At 45.2% G+C, this 24,163-nt stretch carries 26 protein-coding genes; 2 read left to right on the forward strand and 24 right to left on the reverse strand.

Going from position 1 to position 24,163, the window contains the following annotated elements:
- Positions 1–76: 76 nt before the first annotated feature.
- The 15 genes from ACH6C1_RS09745 to gpr all read right to left on the reverse strand — a co-directional run bounded on the left by ACH6C1_RS09745 (position 77) and on the right by gpr (position 15,345).
- Positions 77–523, reverse strand: a complete 447-nt coding sequence (locus ACH6C1_RS09745; protein WP_095222480.1) for a GatB/YqeY domain-containing protein — start codon at positions 521–523, stop codon at positions 77–79.
- Between the two features lie 21 nt (positions 524–544).
- A complete protein-coding gene (rpsU, locus tag ACH6C1_RS09750) occupies positions 545–718 on the reverse strand; it encodes a 30S ribosomal protein S21 (protein ID WP_077308578.1) in 174 nt (57 codons plus the stop codon).
- Positions 719–858: 140 nt separating this feature from the next.
- Positions 859–1,524, reverse strand: coding sequence for a deoxyribose-phosphate aldolase (gene deoC / locus ACH6C1_RS09755; RefSeq protein WP_374076647.1), 666 nt, complete (start codon positions 1,522–1,524; stop codon positions 859–861).
- A gap of 27 nt (positions 1,525–1,551) precedes the next feature.
- Positions 1,552–2,898 (reverse strand): tRNA (N(6)-L-threonylcarbamoyladenosine(37)-C(2))-methylthiotransferase MtaB, encoded by a 1,347-nt coding sequence (gene mtaB, locus ACH6C1_RS09760; protein WP_374076649.1) that lies wholly within the window; start codon positions 2,896–2,898, stop codon positions 1,552–1,554.
- A gap of 11 nt (positions 2,899–2,909) precedes the next feature.
- Positions 2,910–3,656, reverse strand: coding sequence for a 16S rRNA (uracil(1498)-N(3))-methyltransferase (locus tag ACH6C1_RS09765; RefSeq protein WP_374076651.1), 747 nt, complete (start codon positions 3,654–3,656; stop codon positions 2,910–2,912).
- Between the two features lie 15 nt (positions 3,657–3,671).
- Complete coding sequence (prmA, locus tag ACH6C1_RS09770) at positions 3,672–4,610, reverse strand: 50S ribosomal protein L11 methyltransferase (protein ID WP_374076653.1); 939 nt, start codon at positions 4,608–4,610, stop codon at positions 3,672–3,674.
- Positions 4,611–4,629: 19 nt separating this feature from the next.
- Positions 4,630–5,754, reverse strand: coding sequence for a molecular chaperone DnaJ (gene dnaJ, locus ACH6C1_RS09775; RefSeq protein WP_374076655.1), 1,125 nt, complete (start codon positions 5,752–5,754; stop codon positions 4,630–4,632).
- 138 nt (positions 5,755–5,892) lie between these two features.
- Positions 5,893–7,722 (reverse strand): molecular chaperone DnaK, encoded by a 1,830-nt coding sequence (gene dnaK, locus ACH6C1_RS09780; RefSeq protein ID WP_374076657.1) that lies wholly within the window; start codon positions 7,720–7,722, stop codon positions 5,893–5,895.
- Positions 7,723–7,758: 36 nt separating this feature from the next.
- Complete coding sequence (grpE, locus tag ACH6C1_RS09785; protein ID WP_374076659.1) at positions 7,759–8,316, reverse strand: nucleotide exchange factor GrpE; 558 nt, start codon at positions 8,314–8,316, stop codon at positions 7,759–7,761.
- Between the two features lie 65 nt (positions 8,317–8,381).
- Entirely contained in the window at positions 8,382–9,410 is a 1,029-nt protein-coding gene (gene hrcA / locus ACH6C1_RS09790; RefSeq protein ID WP_095222472.1) for a heat-inducible transcriptional repressor HrcA, read from the reverse strand.
- Between the two features lie 76 nt (positions 9,411–9,486).
- Positions 9,487–10,647, reverse strand: coding sequence for a radical SAM family heme chaperone HemW (gene hemW, locus ACH6C1_RS09795; RefSeq protein ID WP_366249922.1), 1,161 nt, complete (start codon positions 10,645–10,647; stop codon positions 9,487–9,489).
- A gap of 61 nt (positions 10,648–10,708) precedes the next feature.
- Positions 10,709–12,529: a translation elongation factor 4 gene (lepA, locus tag ACH6C1_RS09800; RefSeq protein WP_366247191.1), complete on the reverse strand. Its 1,821-nt coding sequence runs from the start codon at positions 12,527–12,529 to the stop codon at positions 10,709–10,711.
- 116 nt (positions 12,530–12,645) lie between these two features.
- Positions 12,646–12,963 (reverse strand): hypothetical protein, encoded by a 318-nt coding sequence (locus ACH6C1_RS09805; protein WP_374076662.1) that lies wholly within the window; start codon positions 12,961–12,963, stop codon positions 12,646–12,648.
- Positions 12,960–14,168 (reverse strand): stage II sporulation protein P, encoded by a 1,209-nt coding sequence (gene spoIIP, locus ACH6C1_RS09810; protein ID WP_374076664.1) that lies wholly within the window; start codon positions 14,166–14,168, stop codon positions 12,960–12,962. Before spoIIP ends, ACH6C1_RS09805 begins: the two co-directional genes overlap by 4 nt.
- Positions 14,169–14,253: 85 nt before the next feature.
- Positions 14,254–15,345 (reverse strand): GPR endopeptidase, encoded by a 1,092-nt coding sequence (gene gpr, locus ACH6C1_RS09815; protein ID WP_095222468.1) that lies wholly within the window; start codon positions 15,343–15,345, stop codon positions 14,254–14,256.
- A gap of 158 nt (positions 15,346–15,503) precedes the next feature.
- Between gpr and rpsT the strand changes: the two genes are divergently transcribed.
- On the forward strand, positions 15,504–15,770 hold the full coding sequence (gene rpsT / locus ACH6C1_RS09820; protein WP_095222467.1) for a 30S ribosomal protein S20: 267 nt from the start codon (positions 15,504–15,506) through the stop codon (positions 15,768–15,770).
- Between the two features lie 64 nt (positions 15,771–15,834).
- On the opposite strand, the gene holA is transcribed toward rpsT, so the two are convergent.
- The 4 genes from holA to ACH6C1_RS09840 all read right to left on the reverse strand — a co-directional run bounded on the left by holA (position 15,835) and on the right by ACH6C1_RS09840 (position 20,647).
- Entirely contained in the window at positions 15,835–16,872 is a 1,038-nt protein-coding gene (holA, locus tag ACH6C1_RS09825) for a DNA polymerase III subunit delta (protein ID WP_366247195.1), read from the reverse strand.
- A gap of 267 nt (positions 16,873–17,139) precedes the next feature.
- Positions 17,140–19,392, reverse strand: coding sequence for a DNA internalization-related competence protein ComEC/Rec2 (locus ACH6C1_RS09830; RefSeq protein WP_374076667.1), 2,253 nt, complete (start codon positions 19,390–19,392; stop codon positions 17,140–17,142).
- A complete protein-coding gene (locus ACH6C1_RS09835) occupies positions 19,389–19,964 on the reverse strand; it encodes a ComE operon protein 2 (protein WP_374076669.1) in 576 nt (191 codons plus the stop codon). The genes ACH6C1_RS09830 and ACH6C1_RS09835 overlap by 4 nt, the downstream gene beginning before the upstream one ends.
- Positions 19,965–20,029: 65 nt before the next feature.
- Positions 20,030–20,647, reverse strand: a complete 618-nt coding sequence (locus tag ACH6C1_RS09840) for a helix-hairpin-helix domain-containing protein (protein WP_374076671.1) — start codon at positions 20,645–20,647, stop codon at positions 20,030–20,032.
- 93 nt (positions 20,648–20,740) lie between these two features.
- Between ACH6C1_RS09840 and comER the strand changes: the two genes are divergently transcribed.
- Positions 20,741–21,565 (forward strand): late competence protein ComER, encoded by an 825-nt coding sequence (comER, locus tag ACH6C1_RS09845; RefSeq protein WP_374076673.1) that lies wholly within the window; start codon positions 20,741–20,743, stop codon positions 21,563–21,565.
- A 51-nt stretch (positions 21,566–21,616) separates the two neighbouring features.
- On the opposite strand, the gene ACH6C1_RS09850 is transcribed toward comER, so the two are convergent.
- The 5 genes from ACH6C1_RS09850 to yhbY are packed head-to-tail and all read right to left on the reverse strand — an operon-like array spanning position 21,617 to position 24,162.
- The gene (locus ACH6C1_RS09850) at positions 21,617–22,375 is read right to left on the reverse strand and encodes a class I SAM-dependent DNA methyltransferase (protein WP_374076675.1); all 759 of its coding nucleotides are present in this window, start codon (positions 22,373–22,375) and stop codon (positions 21,617–21,619) included.
- Positions 22,375–22,731, reverse strand: a complete 357-nt coding sequence (gene rsfS, locus ACH6C1_RS09855; RefSeq protein ID WP_095222460.1) for a ribosome silencing factor — start codon at positions 22,729–22,731, stop codon at positions 22,375–22,377. The genes ACH6C1_RS09850 and rsfS overlap by 1 nt, the downstream gene beginning before the upstream one ends.
- Positions 22,732–23,304, reverse strand: a complete 573-nt coding sequence (gene yqeK / locus ACH6C1_RS09860) for a bis(5'-nucleosyl)-tetraphosphatase (symmetrical) YqeK (protein WP_095222459.1) — start codon at positions 23,302–23,304, stop codon at positions 22,732–22,734.
- On the reverse strand, positions 23,291–23,860 hold the full coding sequence (locus ACH6C1_RS09865; protein WP_374076678.1) for a nicotinate-nucleotide adenylyltransferase: 570 nt from the start codon (positions 23,858–23,860) through the stop codon (positions 23,291–23,293). Before ACH6C1_RS09865 ends, yqeK begins: the two co-directional genes overlap by 14 nt.
- Positions 23,861–23,871: 11 nt before the next feature.
- Positions 23,872–24,162 (reverse strand): ribosome assembly RNA-binding protein YhbY, encoded by a 291-nt coding sequence (gene yhbY / locus ACH6C1_RS09870; RefSeq protein ID WP_095222457.1) that lies wholly within the window; start codon positions 24,160–24,162, stop codon positions 23,872–23,874.
- Position 24,163 lies beyond the last annotated feature (1 nt).

The following is a 24,163-nucleotide window of genomic DNA, read 5'->3' on the forward strand; positions in this document are numbered from 1 at the left end:
TAAACTTTCGTAAAAAAGCAGAAAACCCAATCATTCATGATTGGGTTTTCCTTTTAGATATTCATATAACTATCAGTTAAGACAAGTGCTTATTCACGATTTTATTAACTAAAGAACCATCGGTTTTGCCTTTAACTTTCGGCATAACAGCGCTCATGACTGAGCCCATGTCTTTCTTGGAAGTAGCTCCTACCTCCGTGATGGTCTGTTTAATAATGTCTTCAAGTTCTTCTTCCGAAAGCTGTTCGGGCATATAATCTTTCAGGACTTGAAGCTCGGCTTCAAGCTTCTGGGCAAGATCATCGCGTCCAGCTTCTTGGAATTCTTGGAGGGAATCTTTTCGTTGTTTTACCTCACGAGATAAAACGGTAAGTTCTTCATCTTCTGACAGCGTGTCATTTCCAGTACGAATTGCTTCATTCTGCAGGGCAGCTTTCACCATACGGATTACGCTGAGCGTTTCTTTATCCCTTGCTTTCATGGCAGTCTTCATATCCTGGTTCAGACGTTCTGTTAATGACATATCTCTTTGCACCCTCTTTGCTTACTTACGCTTTCTAGCCGCCTCAGATTTTTTCTTGCGACGTACACTAGGTTTTTCGTAAAATTCACGCTTACGGTATTCAGATAGAGTACCGCTTTTAGAAACAGTGCGCTTAAAGCGACGAAGAGCATCTTCAAGAGACTCGTTTTTGCGAACGCGAGTAGTGTTTGACATGCTAATTTCCCTCCCTCCGAAGCATACAACAATGTGCTAACTCATATGCACTGCTGCATATGTCTTTGCTCATTATAATATAATGCTAAATCCTGGTCAATAGAAAGGTGCATAATCACCGCACATTTCATAATTCCTTCTTAATAATCGCTGCTTCCAGCAACGCCTGCGATGATCTGAACACCTGCGCTGGCACCGATGCGAGTAGCACCTGCTTCGATCATAGCCAGTGTAGCTTCGCGGTCACGCACACCGCCGGAGGCCTTTACACCGATGTCCGGGCCGACTGTCTTACGCATCAATTTGATATCTTCCACTGTTGCACCACCGCCGGAAAAACCAGTGGAAGTTTTGACGAAATCAGCTCCAGCTTTTACAGCAAGCTCACAAGCTGTTACTTTTTCTTCATCAGTCAATAATGAAGTCTCGATAATCACTTTCGTCAGTACACCTGCTGCTGCTTTCACAACTGCACGAATGTCAGATTCAACAGTCTCTAAATCGCCTGATTTCAAAGCACCGACATTGATGACCATATCGATCTCACCAGCACCTTTTTCAATAGCGTCCTTTGTTTCCAAAGCTTTTACCGCGCTAGTCGAAGCGCCAAGAGGGAATCCGATAACAGTACATACTTTCACATCTGTACCTTTAAGCTGTTCTGCACAATGAGAAACCCAGTACGGATTTACACAAACAGAAGCGAATTTATGGGTTGCCGCTTCCTCAACAATTACATCGATTTGTTCCTTTGTAGCATCAGGCTTTAAAAGTGTGTGATCAATATATCCAGCGATATTTTCCAAGAGAAATAACTCCTTTTATAGTCAAGTTTAGATAGTTACACTTGCTTCCTCATCATCCATTACCCGGACGAATTGGCCTTCATTATACGGATAGCCAGCCTTAGTCAGCTTGACACGGACAATCTTACCGATCATGTCCGGTGTTGCCTCGAATTTCACTTTCAAATAGTTATCTGTATAGCCGACATATAATGTGTCGGATTCGTTTTTGTCAAAAAGCTCTTCTGGAATGACTTCCAATACTTCATTTTCGAATTGAGAAGCATATTCTTTCGCTTGCTGATCCGAAAGTGTAATCAGACGGTGGACACGCTCATTCTTTGTCTCGTCGTCCACTTGGTCTGCCATACGTGCAGCAGGTGTTCCTGTACGCTTGGAATAAGGGAACACATGGAGCTCGCTATAACCGATTTCTTGAATGAAACGATATGTTTCCATGAATTCCTCTTCTGTCTCACCCGGGAAGCCGACAATCACATCACTCGTAATGGCAAGGTTAGGCAAAGCTTTCTTCACTTTATCGATTTTACTGCGGTAAAAGTCTGAAGAATACTTGCGGCGCATGCGTTTTAAAACGGAATCAGATCCAGATTGAAGCGGGATATGCAAATGACGCACGATTTTCTCAGACTCATCCAGTACCTGAATGACCTCATCCGTAATCTGGCTTGCCTCAATGGAGGAAATACGGATTCGTTTCAATCCACGTACATTCGCCTCCAATTCCCGCAGCAATTTAGCAAAATTGTAATCCTGCATATCCTCGCCGTATCCTGCTGTATGAATCCCTGTAAGGACGATTTCCTTGTAACCAGCGTCCACAAGCTGCTGAGCCTGCTTCATGACGTCCTCAGGGTTACGGGAACGCAGCAATCCGCGGGACCAAGGAATGATACAGAAAGTGCAGAAGTTGTTGCAGCCTTCCTGGATTTTCAACGATGCACGCGTACGGTCGGTGAAGGCTGGTACATCCATTTCCTCGAAAACACGGTTTTTCATGATGTTCGAAACTCCGTTGATCGGTTCCTTCTTCACCTTGAATTCCTCGATATGCTCAATCATCTTGTCCCGGCCCTGCGTACCAACTACGATGTCCACTCCCGGAATCTCCATGATTTCACCAGGGGACGTTTGCGCATAACAACCGGTTACACAAATGACGCCCTCAGGATTTTTACGTACTGCCCGGCGAATGACTTGGCGGCTTTTTTTATCTCCAGTATTCGTAACCGTGCAAGTGTTGATAACATACACGTCTGACTGGTGATCAAAATCCACCCTTTCATAGCCTTGGGCTTTGAACTTCTGCCAAATACCTTCCGTCTCATAATGGTTCACTTTACAACCTAATGTGTGGAATGCCACTGTAGGCATGGTAAAACACCTCATTCTTCAAAATGGTACGATAGACTAGCCAACATATACAGTGGAGCGGTCTCTGTGCGCAAAATTCGAGGTCCGAGCCTGATAGGTGCAAAACCTGCATTTTGAAGCGCATCAGCTTCTGATTCACTGAATCCGCCCTCTGGTCCGATTACGACAAGCACATTGTCTGATGGGGAAATGTGCTGGAAAACAGATCGAAGCGGTTCTGCCTTCAATCCTTTTGCTGCTTCTTCATAAGCGAACAATTTGTGCTTGTATGTATCGCTGCTATCAAGCAGCATTTGGAAGGTTTGCACATCCTCTATTGCCGGTATTATCAAACGGCTGGACTGCTCGGCAGCTTCTTTGGCAATCTTTTCAAGGCGCTGCCGTTTTTTGTCCTTCTTTTTCTCGTCCCATTTTACAACGGAACGAGCAGCTTGGAAAGGAGCAAATGCAGCTGCACCCAATTCCGTTCCTTTCTGCACGATCCATTCCAGTTTGTCACCCTTGGGAAGCCCTTGGGCAATCGTTACTGATACTGGCATTTCAGTATCCATATCGACTTTTTCGACTACGGAGACAGTAACATGATCTGACACCAATTCGTCAATCTCACATTTTGCGGCATGCCCATCCGGATGGACACAGATGATATTATCGCCTGTTTTCATCCGCATCACCCGATTGATATGATGAGCGTCCTGTCCATTCAACGTAATCCGGTTATCCTGCCAATTGGCAGCTTCTACGAAATAGCGTTGCATATGCTCACCTCTGCCTTAATTCTTCTTTGCAATGATGGCAACCCAATCTTCCATTTCATTGACTTCAACAATATCAAAACCAGTTTTTATCAAGGCTTCTTTTACGTCGCCTTTCTTCTGGCTGATAATGCCGCTCGTAATGAACAGACCACCTGGTTTGATCAATTTATACGCGTCATCTGTGAATTTCAAAATGATTTCAGCAAGGATATTCGATACGATAACGTCCGCTTCCACCTCAACGCCTTCGAGCAAATTGTTCGCACTGGCCGTAATACGGTCAGTTGCTTGATTCAGCTCTGCATTGACCCTGGTACTGTTTACCGCCACATCATCGAGGTCGAATGCATGTACATGCTCAGCACCGAGCAGTACGGCAGCGATGCTCAGTACACCAGAACCAGAACCAACATCAATGACAATGTCGCCTTTAGTTATATAACGTTCGATTGCCTGTACACTAAGTACCGTCGTCGGGTGAGTCCCTGTACCAAAAGCCATGCCAGGATCAAGTTCCATGATCACTTCATCACTTGCTACCGGTGTATACTCTTCCCATGTAGGTATGATGGTGAACTTTTCGGAGATCTTCACCGGTTTGTAATATTTCTTCCAAGCGGTAGACCAATCCTCTTCATCTACTTCACTGACTGTCACGTCGTTTGCACCAATATCAATCTGATATTCTTTCAGATTTGTGATCGCTGCTTTGATCTCATTCACCGATTCATTCAAAAAGCTGTTAAGAGGCAAATATGCTTTCACAAAGATGCCTTCTGCTGGATAATCTTTTGGATCCAGCGCATAGATTTCACCGAACGTCGTTTTATGATCTTTGACCAAGTCCTCTGGATCCTGGATTACAACACCGCTGGCACCTGCTTCATGCAGGATATTCGAAATTGGCTCAATCGCTTCATTCGTAGTATGGATACACAGCTCCGCCCATTTCACGTACACGTCACTCCTTTTATTAAGACTCACCTTTGAACGCACGTCTCATACGTGTGAAAATATTGTCATGCTGTTCGTCGGTTGGGTCATTACCGCTTATATCGTTGAGCTCACGCAATAGCTCCTTCTGACGATCCGATAAATTCGTAGGTGTTACAACACGAATTTTCACATGTTGGTCCCCTTGACCATACCCGCGCACATTCGGTGATCCTTTGCCTTTCAAACGGAATGTACGTCCTGTTTGCGTACCTGCTGGAACTTTAAGATTCACTGCGCCATGAACTGTCGGCACTTCAATTTCATCACCAAGTGCTGCTTGAGCAAATGTAATAGGCATTTCACAATAAATATTATCGCCTTCACGGTCAAAGAACTCATGACTGCGTACTTGAATGACCACATAAAGGTCTCCTGGAGGTCCTCCATTGACACCCGCTTCTCCTTTACCGGATACACGGATTTGCTGGCCATCGTCAATTCCCGCAGGGACTTTGATATGGATTTTATTGCGTTTACGCACACGGCCGGAACCACTGCAAGTCTTACATTTATCTGGAATGATCTTACCTGTTCCATTACATGTATTACATACGCGACGGTTCACAACACGGCCAAATGGTGTATTTTGTTCGACATTAAGCTGTCCGCTTCCGTTACAATGCGTACAAGTCTTCGGCTTGGTGCCTGGTTTGGCTCCTGAACCGTGACAAGTATCACATTCCTCTTCTTTCGGAATCTCAATATCTGTTTCCTTACCAAAAATAGCTTCCTCGAAGCTGAGCGTCATACTGTATTGCAGATCTGCGCCTTGGCGTGGTGCGTTCGGATCGCTGCGGCGTCCGCCGCCGCCAAAGAACATATCGAAAATGTCGCCAAAACCGCCAAAATCCTGCGCTCCAGCTCCCCCGAAGCCTTGGCTCTGCGGGCCTGCGTGGCCAAATTGATCATACTGGGTACGCCTTTGTTCATTGCCGAGTACTTCATAGGCTTCTTTTGCCTCTTTGAACTTATCGGCTGCATCTTCCGCCTTATTCACATCTGGGTGGTATTGGCGCGCAAGTTTGCGATATGCTTTTTTAATTTCTTCCTTCGAGGCATCTTTCCCGACGCCAAGCACATCGTAGTAATCCCGCTTACTCACTGACAATCACTCTCCCGACTCTCTCTTATACATAAATTTTATCATACCATTAAGCCCTATAGGCAGCAAACACTGTAAACATGTAACAAGTCAAAGCTGCTCGGAAAGCGGCTTTGACTTGTCGGGTGAAACTAGTTTTTACTTATTGTCTTTGTCGTCGTTTACTTCTTCGAAATCAGCATCTACGACATCATCATCTGCTTTTTCTCCGCCTTGCGCTTGCTGTGCTTGCTGGGCCTGTGCTGCTTGCTCATACAATTTGACAGACAATGCTTGAACCTGCTCGGAAAGCGCATCTTTTTTAGCTCTGATATCTTCAATATCAGTACCTTCCAATGCTTTCTTCAGTTCTTCTTTCGCTGCTTCTGCTTTTTGTTTATCTTCTTCAGAAACATTTTCAGCAAGATCTTTCAACGTTTTATCCGTTTGGAAGACTAGCTGATCCGCTTCATTGCGAAGATCTACTTCTTCACGACGTTTTTTATCTTCCTCCGCGTTCTCTTCCGCTTCTTTCACCATTTTTTCTACTTCTTCATCAGAAAGACCTGAAGAAGATTTGATTGTAATGGATTGTTCTTTGTTTGTTCCAAGATCTTTCGCACGAACATTAACGATACCATTTGAGTCGATATCAAAGGTAACTTCGATTTGCGGCACACCGCGTGGTGCTGGCGGGATATCCGACAGTTGGAAACGGCCAAGCGTCTTGTTGTAAGCTGCCATCTCACGTTCACCTTGAAGTACATGTATATCTACAGAAGGCTGGTTGTCCGCTGCTGTAGAGAATGTTTGGGATGCGCTTGTCGGAATTGTCGTATTGCGCTCGATCAATTTGGTGAACACGCCGCCCATTGTTTCAATACCAAGGGAAAGTGGAGTAACGTCAAGAAGTACGACGTCTTTCACATCACCTTGAAGGACACCACCCTGGATTGCTGCACCGAGTGCAACTACTTCATCCGGGTTAACGCCTTTGGAAGGATCTTTGCCAGTTTCCTTTTTGATTGCTTCCACTACAGCCGGAATACGTGTAGAACCACCGACTAGGATAACTTTATCAATTTCGCTTGCAGAAAGATCAGCATCGCGAAGAGCTTGACGAGTAGGTCCCATTGTTCGCTCAACTAAATCAGCAGAAAGCTCATCGAATTTCGCACGTGATAGGGAAAGCTCCAAGTGAAGCGGACCTTCTGCACCAGCCGTGATGAACGGAAGTGAGATTTGTGTTTGTGTAACACCTGAAAGATCTTTTTTCGCTTTTTCAGCTGCATCTTTCAAACGCTGCATTGCCATTTTATCTTTGGAAAGATCGATGCCGTTCTCTTTTTTGAATTCCGCTACAAGATGATCGATGATCACTTGGTCGAAATCGTCACCGCCAAGACGGTTATCACCCGCAGTGGAAACTACTTCGAATGTACCATCGCCGATATCAAGGATGGAAACGTCGAATGTACCGCCGCCAAGGTCATAAACAAGGATTGTTTGATCTTCTTCTGTATTGATACCATAAGCAAGCGCAGCTGCTGTCGGTTCGTTGATGATACGCTCGACTTCAAGACCTGCAATTTTACCAGCATCTTTCGTTGCTTGGCGTTCTGCATCGTTGAAGTATGCTGGAACTGTGATAACAGCTTTATCAACCGTTTCACCTAGATAATCTTCAGCGAAAGATTTAATGTACTGCAGGATGATAGCAGAAATTTCTTGAGGCGTGTAAGACTTACCTTCGATTTCCACTTTGTAATCCGTACCCATATGACGTTTGATGGATTGGATTGTGTTCGGGTTCGTGATCGCTTGACGCTTCGCCACTTCACCGATTTGTCTTTCTCCATTTTTGAATGCTACAACGGATGGAGTTGTGCGGTTACCTTCCGGATTCGGGATAACGCGAGCTTCTCCACCTTCCATTACGGACACACAAGAGTTTGTTGTACCTAAGTCAATACCAATGATTTTACCCATTTTGTATTTTTCCTCCTCTACAGCATATGTAGTGCTTTATTGATTCACTTGGACCATAGCCGGTCGAATGACACGGTCTTTCAGCTTATAGCCCTTTTGCAATTCCTGTACGACAGTATTTGGTTCGTATTCATCATTTTCCACCTGCATGACAGCTTGGTGCAGATGAGGATCGAATGGCTGTCCTACAGTTTCAATCGTCTCGATACCTTGCTTGTCGAATGCATCTAATAATTGACGATGCACCATGCGGATACCATCGACAAAACCTTTATTCGCTTCTTCGTCCTGAACAGTCTGAAGGGCGCGATCCAGGTTGTCGACAACAGGGAGCAAGGCTTCCGCCAAATCCTGAGATCTATATTTGCTGGCAGCTTCCTTTTCCTTCTGTGTACGCTTGCGGAAATTGTCATACTCAGCCTGCAAGCGCAGCAGACGGTCGTACATCTCGTTTTTTTCTTGTTCGAGCTGTGCTAGTTGCTCGCTGCCTTCATCGTTAGTTTCGGATTCCTCAGCTGGGGCTACATCAACCACTTCTGTTTCAACAGCTTCCTGCTCTTCGGTTTCATTCACTTTTTCTTTTTCATTTGCCATGATGGTCACCTCCTGAAAAACATTGCTTATATGAAAGGCTTGCTGTATAGCAAGCCATATTCAACTCATTTCTGCCAGTCCTGATAGGCGCTGGTCAGTTTGCTAGATAAAACATTCATCAACGACATTACCCGGGAATACTCCATTCTGGTCGGACCCAGCAAGGCGACGGTTCCCATGTGTAAGCCATCCGCTGTGTAACTCGCAGTGACAAAGCTGCAATCCTGCATCGCATCCAGCTTGTTCTCTGTGCCGATGGATACATGCAGACCATTTTGCTCTCCTTTGAGAAGACGCGCAATCGTCTCGCCTTCTTCTTCAATCATCGTATAAAGGCTCCGCAGCTTATTCAAGTCCTGAAAATCGGGCTGCATCAATATGTTTGTCTTACCGCCGAAATAGAGCTTGAGCGGCTGTTCCGTTTCCATGAAGGAGCGCAGATAAGCGAACATCGTATCAAAATGGACGGTATGCTGCTTGAGCAGCTCCTGCACTTCAGACTTCAGTCTGCCAGGCACCATCATAAGCGGTACACCAGCTAAACGGTCATTCAGGATATTCACTACCTTTTCCATCTCAGCATGATCCATCCCATCTGGTATCCGGAAAGATTTATGCTCTACATGCCCTGTGTCTGTCACCAGAATCATGACAGCACTAAAATCGGACAAAGTAAGAATCTGAATATGCTTGAGCTTCGTCTCCAGCATTTCCGGTCCCAATATGATACTTGTGTAGTTGGTAAGCTCTGAAAGCAGAGCTGCGGATTGCTGTACGACTTCTTCCATCTGACGTATGTTCGTCGAAAATGTCTGTTTGATCGCTGACGTATCCTGCCGCGTCAAATGAAACGGTGTCAGTAGATGATCCACGTAGAAGCGATAGCCCCTTTCAGAAGGTATTCTTCCGGATGAGGTATGCGTCTTCTCGATCAAGCCAAGCTGCTCCAACTCAGCCATATCATTACGAATCGTTGCGGCACTATAGGCAACGTCCTGCTTATTGGAGATAGCACGCGAACCAATCGGCTGCGCCGTTTCAATGAAATCATCGACTATGACCTGAAGGATACGCAGCTGTCTTTCTGTCAGCATGATCATCACCTCGATTAGCACTCGATAATAGGGAGTGCTAAATATACATATAAGGTAACAAAGCCTAGAAAAATTGTCAATTCGAAACGCTTGCCGGTTCTTCTTCTAAAAGGAACTCTTGGAATACATCGTTTCCGAACAAAAATCCATCCTCAGTCATAGCAACGTGTTCAGCATCTTCAATGAGCCATCCTTTACTGATCAGCAGATCCAGAGGCTTACGGTAAACCTCAGTAAGCTCGATACCGAATTTGTCTCGGAAGCTCGCTTTGTTCACTCCTGATTTCTTGCGAAGACCAAGGAAAAGCTCTTCCTCGATACGCTCTTTACGGCCAATCGGCTCCTCATGCAGAACCGGTATACCATTTTCATTCGCTTGCTTCAGATAAGCAGGAAGCGGACGGATATTGATAACGCGGCGTCCTGGCAAGTACCCATGTGCCCCTGCACCAAGTCCATAATAGAAATCATTGTTCCAGTATGCAAGATTATGCTGGCTTTCCTTACCAGGAAGCGCAAAATTGCTCACTTCATATTGTTCTCTGCCATGTGCCTTCATTTGATCGCGCAGCAGATTGTACATATTAGCTTCCAATTCTTCCGGCGCCTTTTTCAATGTACCCTTTTTATACCGCTGATAAAAGACCGTCTTAGGCTCAATCTGAAGCGAATAAGAAGAATAATGCGGCAGATCGAACTGCAAGGCTTCTTCCACAGTATGCCCAAACTGCTCCAATGTTTGTCCCGGCAGCGCATAAATCAAGTCGATGCTGATATTGTCAAAGCCAGCCTGTTTCAATAGATCAAGACTTTCATATACATGCTTGACGCGGTGAACACGGCCGATTGCTTCGAGAAGTTTATCATCGAACACTTGAACGCCAAGGGAGATTCGATCTACCCCGTAATGCTTAAGCAGCTTTGCCTTCTCTAATGATAGATCCCCGGGATTTGCTTCAAATGTATATTCTCTGGCTGCGTGAACATCAAATGCGCTGTCAACACTCTTCAGCACATGCTCCAGCTGCTGCATATTCAAAGCGGTTGGTGTTCCGCCACCTACAAAGATCGTATTCATTTGCTGTCTGTTTGGAATGTAATGCTCCATTTCCTTCCGTAATGCTTCTACATATTCATCTGCACTATCTTCCCGATAGAAAAACTTCGTGAAATCGCAGTAATGACAAAGCTGTTCACAGAAAGGTATATGGATATACGCGGATTTTACTTCGTTCATCATGCTGCCTCCTTCCGCAATGACAAACCCTTGTCTGATAAGGACAAGGGTTGTCTGTTTTTTATTCGTCGTCCATCTGCAGGATGGCCATGAACGCTTCCTGTGGCACTTCCACGGAACCGACCATCTTCATCCGTTTCTTACCTTCTTTTTGCTTTTCAAGTAATTTACGTTTACGTGATATATCTCCTCCATAACACTTGGACAAGACATTCTTACGCATCGCTTTAATATTGGAACGGGCAACAATCTTGTTCCCGATTGCAGCCTGGACTGGCACTTCGAATTGCTGGCGCGGGATTAACGCCTTCAGCTTTTCTACTATTGCCTTACCACGGTCGAAGGCAAAATCACGGTGTACGATGAAGGATAGAGCATCTATCGTATCGCCATTCAAAAGAATATCCATCTTCTGCAGATCGGATGCCTTGTAACCTACGAGTTCATAATCGAAGCTTGCATACCCTTTTGTTTGGGATTTCAGCTGATCGAAGAAGTCATACACGATTTCAGAGAGCGGGATTTCATAAACTACATTTACACGGACATCGTCCAAGTATTGCATGTCCTGGAAATCACCGCGTTTTTTCTGGCATAGCTCCATGACTGTACCAACGTAATCATTCGGTACCATGATTGTCGCTTTTACGTATGGCTCTTGCACTTCCGTACGTGATTGTGCATCTGGCAAAGCCGCCGGGTTGTCGACACGCACTTCGCTGCCATCATTCATGACGACATTGTAGATAACACTTGGTGCTGTCGTGATCAAATCAATATTGAACTCTCGTTCGATACGTTCCTGGATGATCTCCATGTGCAATAGACCAAGGAAGCCACAACGGAATCCGAAACCTAGCGCCTGGGAAGTCTCCGCTTCATATTGCAGGGAACTATCGTTCAGCTCCAGTCTTTCCAGTGCTTCACGCAAGTCATTGTAGTTGCTCGCATCAACCGGGAACAATCCGCAATAAACCATCGGATTCAAGCGGCGATAGCCGGGCAGTGCCTCACTGGCTGGATTATTGGCTAATGTAATGGTATCCCCTACACGCGTATCACTTACATTTTTAATAGAGGCAGTCAAATAACCAACGTCACCAACGACTAGCTCGTCCTTTTTAACTGGCGCTGGATTAAAAACACCGACCTCATTGACTTCAAATTCCTTGCCTGTAGCCATCATATGGATTTTGTCGCCTACTTTTACAGAACCCTCTTTGATACACGTATACGCGACAACACCGCGATAGGAATCATACAAAGAGTCAAAGATCAGACCTTTTAACGGCGCATCCTCATTCCCTTTCGGCGGCGGGATCCGGTCGACAATCGCTTCTAAAATCTCTTCTATACCAATTCCTGCTTTAGCGGATGCCAAAATAGCATCACTCGCATCAATGCCAATGACATCCTCGATTTCCTGCTTAACCCTTTCCGGGTCGGCACTCGGTAGATCGATTTTATTGATAACCGGAATGATTTCCAAGTCATTATCCATCGCCAAGTATACATTGGCCAATGTTTGGGCTTCGATACCCTGAGCTGCATCCACAACGAGGATGGCACCTTCACAGGCTGCCAAACTCCGGGATACCTCATATGTAAAATCGACATGTCCCGGTGTATCTATCAAATGGAAAATATATTTCTCGCCATTTTCCCGTTCGTATTCAAGTTGCACTGCATTCAGCTTGATAGTGATGCCGCGCTCCCTTTCCAGATCCATTGCATCCAAATACTGCGCCTTCATTTCACGCGCAGTAAGAGCCTTCGTCTTCTCGAGAATACGGTCAGCCAGTGTAGACTTCCCGTGATCGATGTGGGCAATGATCGAGAAATTCCGCACATGCTGCTGATTTCGTCTGTTTGTCTCTACCAATCAAAATCACTCCTAAATTGTCCGAAGCTGCCTCCATAAGAAGCAGCCGTAACAATAACTAGCATTGATTATAGCAATTGCGCCCTGTTTATTCAATGTTTTTAAGCGCTTTTGCTTCAGCCGAACAAAGCGTTGGAAAGCTGTTCGATCGCTGTGATGATAACCGAACAGATACCTGTGAACAGACTTCCAAGACCGCTTGCCAGCTGCTGTACGATGGAGCTGTCTGCCCCTTCATCCGAAACTGGTGCAGTATTTTCGAACACGGGCTCTTCTTTCGTACCATCAAATGAAGCAGATGCAGTCAGCTTTCCTTCCTGCAGTCCTGCAGCAGGGGGCTGTTCTATTTGCTGTACATCCTCTTTTTCCATCCCTATCAAAATACCGCCAAAGAACAACGTCAGCATCGTGAGAACAATTACTACATATTTCATCCTGCTTGGCCTCCTTGAACTTTTTCTGCTTCCCAGTAATAATCCGCAAATATCTCGGCAAAAATTTCCGCCGTACGCGTCGCTTCCTCCAGTGTATTCTCCGCCCCCCCTATTTCCAGGAGAGCTGCTTTGTCAGATACATCCTGATTATAAACACCGTCGACTCCAGCGCCTTGTTTCGTGATGACACCACGACTCAAGCCTGGGTATTCGGCTTCAATCTTCTTGTGCAGATCCGTTGCCAGCTTCAAGTTCTTTTCAAATTCCTTATTCTCTGCGCCGACGACGAAGACGACTTTTGCATATGTTTTACCTTCGATTTCCTTGGTCGTGTCTTTCCGTTTCAAGCTGTCCCGATGAATATCGAAAACGAAAGAAACATCCTTGTTTTCTGCTACAGCAGCTTCCACCACTCCTCTTGAGGCATCGTAGGATTGATGATAAGCCATGCCATTTTCATTCAAAATAGCTCCTATATCAGTCTGGTCAGCTATTGTCCCGATACCCAGCTCCTCCAGCCGCTTTGCCATTGCTTCCCCAACATCGGTAACGTTAGAATTTTTGTTATAAGCGTTATCTTCCTGCTGCGCATCCAATGAAGGCAGATAGGACTCCTGATTATGTGTATGATAGATATAAACAACATCTTTTTCCCCTGTGGAAGGTGCAGGTTCCTCGTCTTTTTGTTCCTGACTATCTTCCGTCGGGTTTTGCTCCTCTTTCTCTGGCGGAGCCTCTTCTTCCTTCACTTGTACAGGCTCTTGTTCGATAATATGATCCGGCTGCGCCGACTCAATCGGAAGGTTCGTATAGTTTGTCCCTTCTCCTGCAATGACAATCTGGTTTTCATATAGTGAGAATCCTGGTATTTCGGAGCCGAGCAGAGTCCTCGGATCATCCGGTTTAATGGTTGTCAGCATTTGCATAAGAATGGCAGATATCTGTATAGATGGAGCTTCTTCTGGTCTAACACTTTCGAAAACCTTATTTTCGTTTCCGAGTATATGCAAATATATGCTGCTGTCAAGCTGTCTTGTCCAATCTGTAATGGCTTGTGAGGACAGCCGGTACGCCGGCCCAGCAGAAGTTAGCGCCGCTATACCGGTCAATAGAAAAAGGATGGAGCCGACAAGGATAAGTGTCCGCTTATATATGAACAGTACGCCTGAACGCTTTCGCTTAAAGCTGTTCTTCTTTTTTCCCAAGAAAGAAGCTCCTCTCTTTTTGAATCTAGTTGAACTCTACTAGAATCTATGAGAGAGAAGCTCGAAGTAGAACCTCTGAAAGAAATCAGCGTGTGTAATCCGAGAGATTCGCCGGATTGACCTTTTCGTGCAGAGCGCCATTAATGCCAGCTGCTATGACATGGGCCATATCGGCAATAAAACCATCCACTTCCTTCGGTGTTACCATAAGATTATGCCCAAGAGGAGTCAGCACTTCATGGATCAACTGACGCTTCTCCCCTTCACTAAGACCGCCAACCATCCCGAAGACCGCCTGACGCTGTTCCTCACTTGGTAAATCTTCTTCTGTTAGTTCCTTTTTTCCAAAACGCATCCCTGCCGGCACAAGTGCTTTTGACGGCTTGTCTTTTTCCTTCCATTCTCTCCCAAAGTGTTTGAAGAGATAATCGATTGTGTCACTCGTAATGGTGACCGCATCGACGACGGTTGGAACGCCAATACTGAAAACAGGAATACCAAGCGTATCTTTGCTCAGCTCTTTCCTTTTGTTGCCAACACCCGAGCCTGGATGGATACCTGTGTCGGATAATTGGATTGTGCTATTCACACGACTGACCGAACGAGCCGCCAAAGCATCTACTGCTATGACGAAGTCCGGCTTCGTTTTTTCAATTATTCCGTGGATAAGGGTGCTAGTCTCAATACCAGTGGTTCCCATCACACCAGGTGATACCGCACTGACCGGCCGATAGCCTTCCTCCACTGATTCTGGCTGCAGCTTGAATAAATGGTTGGTGACCATGATTTTCTCAATCACTTCCGGTCCCAAAGCATCCGGTGTCACATTCCAGTTTCCAAGTCCGACAATTAAACCTGTCGCATTAGTAGGAATATTGTTTTCAGTCAGCATTTGTTCCAGTTCTTTCGCAAGTACAAGTGCTGTCTCCTCTTCCTGTTTCGTGTCCTGATTCTTTACTGCCTCGGTATGAATCGTAATATAGATGCCTGGTTTCTTTCCGATCTGCTTTGCGCCTTCTTCATTTACTTGTACATAATTGACGGTGATACCTTCTGTCTTTTTCTCTGTTACCGAAATACCTGCTGCTGTCCCCTGCTTCTGTTCACTCGATGTATAAAGATCCTTTGCTTCGATAGCCAAATCCGTCCGTACTTGCAGCTGCTTGATCAAAATCATCCCTCCACTTTTCACAAATGTCAGCATTAGCATAAGCAGATTAACAGCAAATCATACGAAAAGTGACACCATCAGTGAAAAGAATTGTTGAAAACATCGCTCTGCTTTGGTACAATGGCTTTTGTTGTAAGATGAAATGTGCCGGAGGTGAATCAAACATGGCAAATATTAAATCAGCGATTAAACGCGTTCGTGTAAACAACGATGCTCGTCTAAGAAACCAAGCTTTGAAAAGCGATTTGCGTACTGCAGTGAAACACGTGGAAACTGCTGTTTCCAACAACGATGCTGCTACTGCTAAAACAGCTCTTCTAACAGCTTCAAGCAAAATTGATAAAGCTGCACAAAGTGGTGTCATCCACCGCAACAAAGCTAACCGTCAGAAGTCTAACTTGACTAAAAAAGTTAACGCTCTTGGCGCATAATATGCTTTAGAAGAACGATTCCTTAAGGGAATCGTTTTTTAATAGAAAAAAGCCCGGCGGTTTATTAAACCATCCGGGCTTTTTTTCGTATTGTTACTATCTGCTGAAGCAGCAGTTCAAAGGCAAGGTTCTTCTCCATACGTCCCTGCTTCAAATCCGCATCCGTTTCAGCGGCTAAGAACAGAATATGTTTCAATTCTTCTTCCGAGAAGTTTGCTTCCCGCTTCAATGCAAGCTTGATCACGAATGGATGAACCTTCGTTACTTCTGCCATCTTTGCTTGATTGTATCCTTTATGCTTGAGAAGCTTGACATGTAAAATCGTCCGGAATTGGGATGCAAGCAATGCTATCAATGCAATCGGCTCTTCCTTAAGCTTGATCAGATCATGAAAGATGTAAATCGCCTTTGCTAAGTCACCCGCCATCAAGCTGTCAACCAGCTTTAATCCAGAGCTTGTCTGTTGATGGGAAACAAGTGATTCTGCCATCTCCAAGGTTACCGTACTTCCCTCGCCTGCATAAAGTGCGAGCTTTTCGATCTCTCCGCGCAGCATGGAAAGATCTGTTCCAGCCTCCTGGATGAGCAAATCAGCAACTGCATCTTCCAGCACAATTTGATGCTCTTTGCTTAACGTGACGATCCAATCCGACAAATCCCACTCTTTTACCGGCAGACAAGCCACAGCTTGCCCTGTCTTTTTGATGCTCTTGATGATTTTCTTCCGCTCATCTACCTTCTCATATGGAGCTAATAAAACGAGTGTCGTCCAAGCTGCTGGATTCTCTACATACTGTTCCAGGCTTTCCAAACGATGATCCACTGCCGACTTATCCGGCTTCGCTTTCAGGAAGAAAGGGTTGTAAGCGAGAATTAATTTTTGTTCGCTGAAAAAAGGATATTCCTCTGCATCCGCAATAACTTCCTGGATTGGGGTTTCCTCCAAATCGTAGACGGAAACATTCGTTCCATCGGAAAGGGCGAATTGTTTCTCTATTTTTTCCTTTATATCCTGCATGAAATAGGACTCGGTGCCATATAGTAAGTATATAGGTGAAAAATCCTTTTTCTTGATTGCTTTTAAAGCGTCAGTATATGACATGTTCTCACTCCTACGTAATCCTATTGTTTATCGTATCGGCAAATAGGAATTAACGCAAGGTGGAACAGAGGAGAACAATAATACGTTCCCCCCCAATCTATATGAACGCTCTTGTTATCCAGCTCCGGAGGCTGTAACGCGAAGCGGTGTTTTCTTACCTCTAGGTTATCCTTAATCATGCAAGTTATTGGTGACAACTCTTGCTAATCGAGGTAAGTACCTGCTGCCTGTGGTAAGTTCATTTGCCTCATTTATAACTACCGTATCTTATGGGAGGAACGGGCTAAATGTGCCTGTCTTCCCTGAGAAGGCATAGACGACCGCCCCATCCGTATCTGTACGCCAGATACGGATGTTTTGTTGTGACAATGCATCAACAACTTCTGGAGACGGATGGCCATATCTGTTGTTCCGGCCAGCCGAAACCAGCGCTGTCTCCGGCTTCACATGCTGGAGAAACGCTGGATCAGTCGAAGTATTGCTGCCATGATGTCCGACCTTCAGTACATCCGCTCGTAAAGTCGGATAACTCCGGATGATTTCCTTTTCCTCCTCTTTGCCAATATCACCCGTAAAAAGCCAGCTCTTTCCGCCCAGCACCGTATACATGACAAGCGAATTCTTGTTGGGATCCTTTTTATCACGTGAAGGAGCCAGCAGCTGGATTTCCCAGCCCGGAAGACGGATCATCTCTCCAGCTTTCCAAGGTAATATCTTTATATCCGAATCCCAAGATTTTGCTTTTGAACGGTCAAAATAGACAGAAGTACGTACCCAATCCACATGAAATTCCTCTGTCAGCTTACCGATACTCCCGATATGATCATGATCCGCATGCGAAGCAAAGATGCCATCGACTTTGGCAATTCCCCGCTCATACAAATATGGTTTGATTACCTGCTTGAAATTCTTATCAGTCGGCTTAAAGTCTGTTCCGACACTGCCAGCTGCATCAATTAAATAAACACCTCTGCGATAAGGTAATTCGATGACAAATGCATCTCCTTGCCCGATATCGAGCATCGTGACATATCCTGTACTGCTCGTATAAGGCAGCAGCGCTGCAGCAAGCGGAACTGCTGTAAGTAAAGCACCATAACAAAGAGCAATCCTTCGCCTGCCTTTCTCCCACGCTGAGCAAAATAGAACAAGAATCAGAAAATAAACTATAGAGATACCAATTGGAAGCTTGCCTGTTACCCAAGGATAAAAAGCTGCAACATCTACCCATTCAATAAATCGGATCAATAATTCATTTAGAAAACGAAAACACTCCCCTAGAAGAGCAGCAAACTGTGGCAAAGGGTATAGCAGGATACTTATTAACAGCAAAAGAGGAATAGCAATAAACGTATAGAACGGAATGGCAAAGAGATTCATTAAAACAGACAATGGATTCAAGAAGTAGAATTGGGAGACCTGCAGAGGAAGGATGACGAGCTGGCTTAAAAGGCTTGTTTCCAGCAGCGCACTTATAAAAGAGCCAGTGTAAAGGCGGGCCGATAAAAGCAATGCCAAGCTGACAAGAAACGAAAATTGAAAACCAATATGGTATAGATAATGCGGGTCGAGGACAAGTAAAAGTAAGAAAACGATACTGATGCTATCGATGATAGGCAGCCTAATGCGAAAGCGCATCAGCACCATGATGAGCATCACCATTAAAGCAGAACGCCAAACCGACGGTTCCCCGCCTGCAAATACGGGATAAACAGCCAAAAAGACAAATAAAAACCAATAGGTCTTCTCTATCGTTAGAATCTGGAGTTTTGTGAAGAGGAAGAAGAGGATTGCAGAAAATAATGCGATATGCATGCCGCTGATGGCAAGGATATGTGACAAGCTCCAGCGATTGAAAAGCTCTACCGTCCCCTCATCCAAATTGCTGTCTTTCCCAGCAATCATCGCCTGCACCCATGCGGCGGTATGAGAATCAAGGTTCTTATCCGCTTTTTCTAAAAACACAGTTCTCGCCTTTAACAGCTGATTGAATCGTGATGTTCCAGTACAAGAGATATCCTGGAGATTTTGAAGTTCTATTTCGTAAAAAATACCTTGCCGCCGTAAATAACGCTTAAAATCAAATTGTCCTTGGTTAGTAGCTGGATCTGGCTGGATAATTCTGCCTTTGATGACACATTTAGCACCTGCAGATAAACCAGTTAATACTTCATTAGCTTCTTGTTTGAAATAGGTCACTTGGATAGAAGGGGAACCAGAAGGATCTTCTGCAGTGAATTGAATCCGCTCATTTGTTTCGGAGATATCTGATATAGCGGAGGTGAGCTGAATTGGCTTATCCAGCGGTAGTTCAGGGGGTGTTTTTTGGCCGAGGATACTGTTGCCGAAAAATAACAGTGAAGCAAGCGAGGACAGAAGCAGGAGTGTAAATTGTATTCGCCTTGTGTAATACATGAGGCATAGCCAAACAACTATTAGCAGCAAGATGGAGAAATGTAAGGAATGCGCCAGCATCCCGCCAAGGGCTGCCAGCGCGACAATATGCCATCTTCCGATCATATCCGTTCTTTGGTTGGAAGCTGATAACGAGAAGCAGCTTCTTCAGCAAGCTGCAGACTTTCGGTATCGTCCAGCTGCTTGAGCTTCTCCACTACTTTTTCCATCAGGTTTTGAGTTTCCTGCGGCTTCGTATCCACTACAACTGCATCAAGCTCTACCTGTTGCGTCTTGACACCTGCTTCAGCAAAAAGATCTACCGCATAAGGATGATTTTTGTAATCATTCGCATAATAGACAGTTTTGATACCAGCTTGAATTAAGGCTTTACAGCATTGCAAGCACGGAAAATGTGTAACGTAAATTTCAGCTCCTTCGGTTGGTACACCGAATTTCGCACATTGTAAGAGGGCATTCATTTCTGCGTGTACTGTCCGCACGCAATGACCATCGATTACGTAGCAACCTTCATCGACGCAGTGCTTGCTGCCAGTGACACTGCCATTATAACCGCCGGCGATGATCCGTTTATCTCGGACTACAGTCGCACCAACCATCAGACGCTGACAGGTGCTGCGCAATGCCAGCAAATGGCTTTGCGCCATAAAGTATTGATTCCATGCGATTCGTTCCATGACGCTTCGCCACCTTTCCTTTTCTAGAGTAAGTGTACAATCCCCCTTCTCATCCGTCAACAGCTCTACAAGCTGATCTGTTCCTTCATGTTCTCTAATGATTTCTCCCCGATGCCGGGTACTTCTGTAAGCTGCTCAATAGAAGTGAAAGGACCGTTTTCCTCCCGGAAAGCAATGATAGCCTGCGCTTTTGCTTCCCCAATGCCGTTCAACTCCGTCAGTTCCTCGCTGTCTGCTTGGTTGATATTGATTTTGTCCGATGAAGCATTCGTCCCCGCAGATTGAGCTGGTAAATCCGCTCCTTCTCCGATAGCCGCAACATAAATAACCTGTTCATCTGCCACTTGCTGGGCCAGATTGATACTCCTCCCCTCCGCTTTATCTGTCAGCCCGCCAGCTGCATCTATCGCCTGCTCCACACGGCTGTCTGGAGCAAGCTCGTATACTCCGGGGTTCTGAACCTCTCCTTTTATATCTACTACAAACTTCCTGTGATCAGGCACCGGCTCTTTTTCAGCTGGTGTTTCTGCAAGCAACAACTGATTCTCAGAAGGGTTTTCAGGTTCTTCAAGCTGCTGAACAGCAGCATCACCCTTAGGCTCCCGGATCCATATGACTAAAACCACACATACTGCAGCAGCGAGTATGATAGCCCAGCTATATTGTTTGACGATTTGCACCATAAATCTCCTTTCATAATCTATATCGTTAAAGCATAAGTTTGATAACAGCGTAAATGGGCAACAAGCAGAAAATGGGCAGAGGAGGAGTTTAGAATGACGAAATGGGGAATAATCGGAGTTGGAAATATGGGAGGTATGCTGCTGGAGACGTGGGTAAACTCCGGATCCATCAACCAGGAAGACATTATGATTTTAAACCGTTCTGCTGAAAAAACTGCGAAGTGGAAAGAAGCTTATCCATCCATCCATGTGGCTGATTCCATTAGCCACATTGCGGAATATGCTGATATTTTGTTTCTCTGTGTGCGCCCGCCTCACTTGCCTGGTGTCTGTCACGAGCTTCACCCTATATTAAAGCCGGATCAAGTACTAGTCTCCATCACTAGTCCGTATTCCATTGAAGATCTCGAAGTTCTTGTACCATGTCAGGTAGCACGGGCCATCCCAAGTATTACGAACAGAGCTGCAGCGGGAACGACTTTGCTGACATTCGGAACAAGTCTGTCAAATCGTAATAAAGCCGCACTGATCGATTTAGTCAGCAGCTATTCTAATCCACTTTATATTCCAGAGGATATAACGAGAGTAGCTTCAGATATTGTTTCCTGCGGACCGGCTTTCTTCAGCTACCTTGCGCAGCGATTTATCGATGGCGCAGTGGAGGAAACAGCAATCAGCAAAGAACAAGCCACTCATTTAACTTCGGAGATGCTGATCGGACTAGGAACTCTCTTGGCAAACGGGCACTATACATTGGATGAACTGATAAAAAAGGTTTGTGTGAAAGGCGGTATTACAGGAGAAGGAATCGCAGTGCTGGAGAAGGAAACAACAGAACAGTTTCCTCAATTATTCCAAGCAACTCATCGCAAATTCCGTGAAGAAAAGGAAGCAATTCAGAAGGGATTGTACAACTAACATTTCGACACATACTCCGCTTTTCCTGCATAAAAAAACCAGGTAGCAGCATTATGCCTCCTGGTTTTTCAAACATGCAAAGAATAGTCGATCTGCTTCTTCCAATTGCTCTGTCCGTTCTATATCAAAATCACCGTATACCCCTGACACCTGGAAGCCTGCTTCCTCAAGCCAGGAGATATACGTTTCAATGGAATATGTACGCTGATGATGATATTCATCAAAACGATCGTATTTATCCGAGTGAGTTTCTTTTGTAAAGAAAGTGAGGTCGTGGAATACCTCTCCTTTCTCTTCGCCGGTTTCACAGAACCACGTGTAAGAAAGGTCATCATGAATTTCAGCAAAAACCTCACCGGCCAAGTCCTCTTCCATATGGCGTATGCTATGGACATCGAACAAGAAAACACCGCCAGGAGCAAGCATCTGCCATACCCTGGAGAAAGCTTGCTTTACATCTTCCGGTGACGTTATATAGTTGACCACATCAAACATACTGATTGCAGCATCCGCTTTAATCGACTCCAGCTCCCGCAAATCCTGCTGTATCCAGCGCACTTGCTGATTCGTATCACGGGAAGCAGCATAGGCAAGCATATTTTCAGATTGATCAATCCCTGTCATTTGATAGCCTGCGTTTGCAAGCTGTCTGGTGACATATCCTGTTCCACAGCCTAAGTCTGCTATCTCTTTGATCTCGATCTGGGCATGCTTTTGGAATATTTGCTGCATGAATTGCTGCCACGGCTCATAAGGCGCATCCTGCATCAGACGTTCATATACGGCGGCAAGCCGCTCGTATGCGGCCATCAGCTTTCTTGGGAGAATACCGGTTCCACTTGCGGCGCATCTCCCCACAGGCGTTCTAAATTATAATATCTGCGTTCATCGATGTGGAATACATGGCAAACTACATCTCCAAGATCGACAAGCACCCATCTTGACTGTTCCAACCCTTCCAAACGCTTCACTTCCACGCCAGCTTCTTCGGCTTTCTCTTTTATTCTTCTGGCGATAGCTTGCACTTGGCGTTCGCTCGTTCCATGACAAATCATGAAGTAATCAGCAATCAAGGAGACCTCTTTCATTTCCAATAGGACAACGTCTTCCCCTCTTACCGCATCTGCAGCATTTGCTGCTATTTGTGCTAAATCAATAGTTTCCATTTATGTGTTACCTCCAGTAGAGTTTAATAAATCATTATAAGCATGGAACGTGTCCGGGTATACTTTCCTGTTTAACGAGACGAGCATATTGATCGTATTCCGGGAAGCCATCCAGCACGCTTTATCCAAATTCTTCTCACTAATTTTACGTACATCATCCACGCCGGGAAAAGCACGGCCTGGTTCAATATAATCTGCAAGAAATACTACTTTATCAAGTACGGACATACCAACACATCCAGTTGTGTGTACCGTGATGCTATGCAGTATCTCCGGGTCGCTAATACCGACTTCGCGCTTTACCATCAGCGCTCCTACCGGACCATGCCATAATTCATGGTGATAATCCAGCAAGTCTTTCGGCAGCTGTTCTGATAAGATCCAGCGTTTCATTTCCTCAAGTGGCCGATACTTCGCATAATCATGAAAAATAGCAGCTAGTTCTGCTTTTTTTTCATCTGCACCATACTGTTTGGCCAGCCTGATGCTTGTATCCATTACACGGATAGTATGATCATACCGTGGTTTCTTTAATTGTTTTTCAACGATCGCTAATGCCTTATCTCTCTGCATACAGCTTTTGCTCCTTTATTATATCGAACACTGCGCCTGAAATAAGATAGTGTACTGGAGCTCCCTGTTCGACTCGTTCCCGGATCATGGTTGATGATATCTCAAGCTCCGGTATATCGACATAAGTGACAGGATAAGTTGTCACCAGCTCATATCCAGGCCGGCCGACGCCTACGAATGTCAGCATCTCAATTAAATCATCGATACGATGCCACGTGTGCAGACTCTCCACCAGATCAGCACCGATGATGAAATGGAATGCAGTATTCGGGTGCATTTCCTGCAACAGTTTTATTGTATCAAATGTATAGGATTTACCTAAACGATCCACCTCAATCGGATCCATACGGAAAATAGGATTATCCGCAATAGCCGCCTGCACCATCTCGAGACGCAGAACCGCATCGGTATGGGACTTTTCTTTATGCGGTGCTTCGTGGGCAGGAATGAACCAGACTTCATCCAGTCCAAGTCTGTGCTGAACTTCCTGCGCAATGAACAAATGTCCGAGATGGGGCGGATCGAATGTCCCCCCCAATAATCCGACTTTTTTCATGTCTTACTCCTTTACGGCAGCTTGATCTGTTTATTATCTTCTGATTCTCTATAAAGGACGATTGTACTGCCGATGATTTGAACGATAGAGGCACCTGTCCCCTCTTCGATTGCTGCAGCAACGTCCTCTTTCTCATCCAGACAATTCTGAAGCAAACTCACTTTGATCAATTCCCTTTTTTCCAATGCTTCGCCGATTTGGACGAGCATGTTATCGTTCACACCGATTTTCCCTACCTGGAAAATTGGTTTCAAATGATGCGCTTGTGCGCGAAGATATCTTTTTTGTTTACCTGTTAACATA

The organism is Terribacillus sp. JSM ZJ617, from assembly GCF_044383785.1.
Taxonomy (GTDB): domain Bacteria; phylum Bacillota; class Bacilli; order Bacillales; family Amphibacillaceae; genus Terribacillus.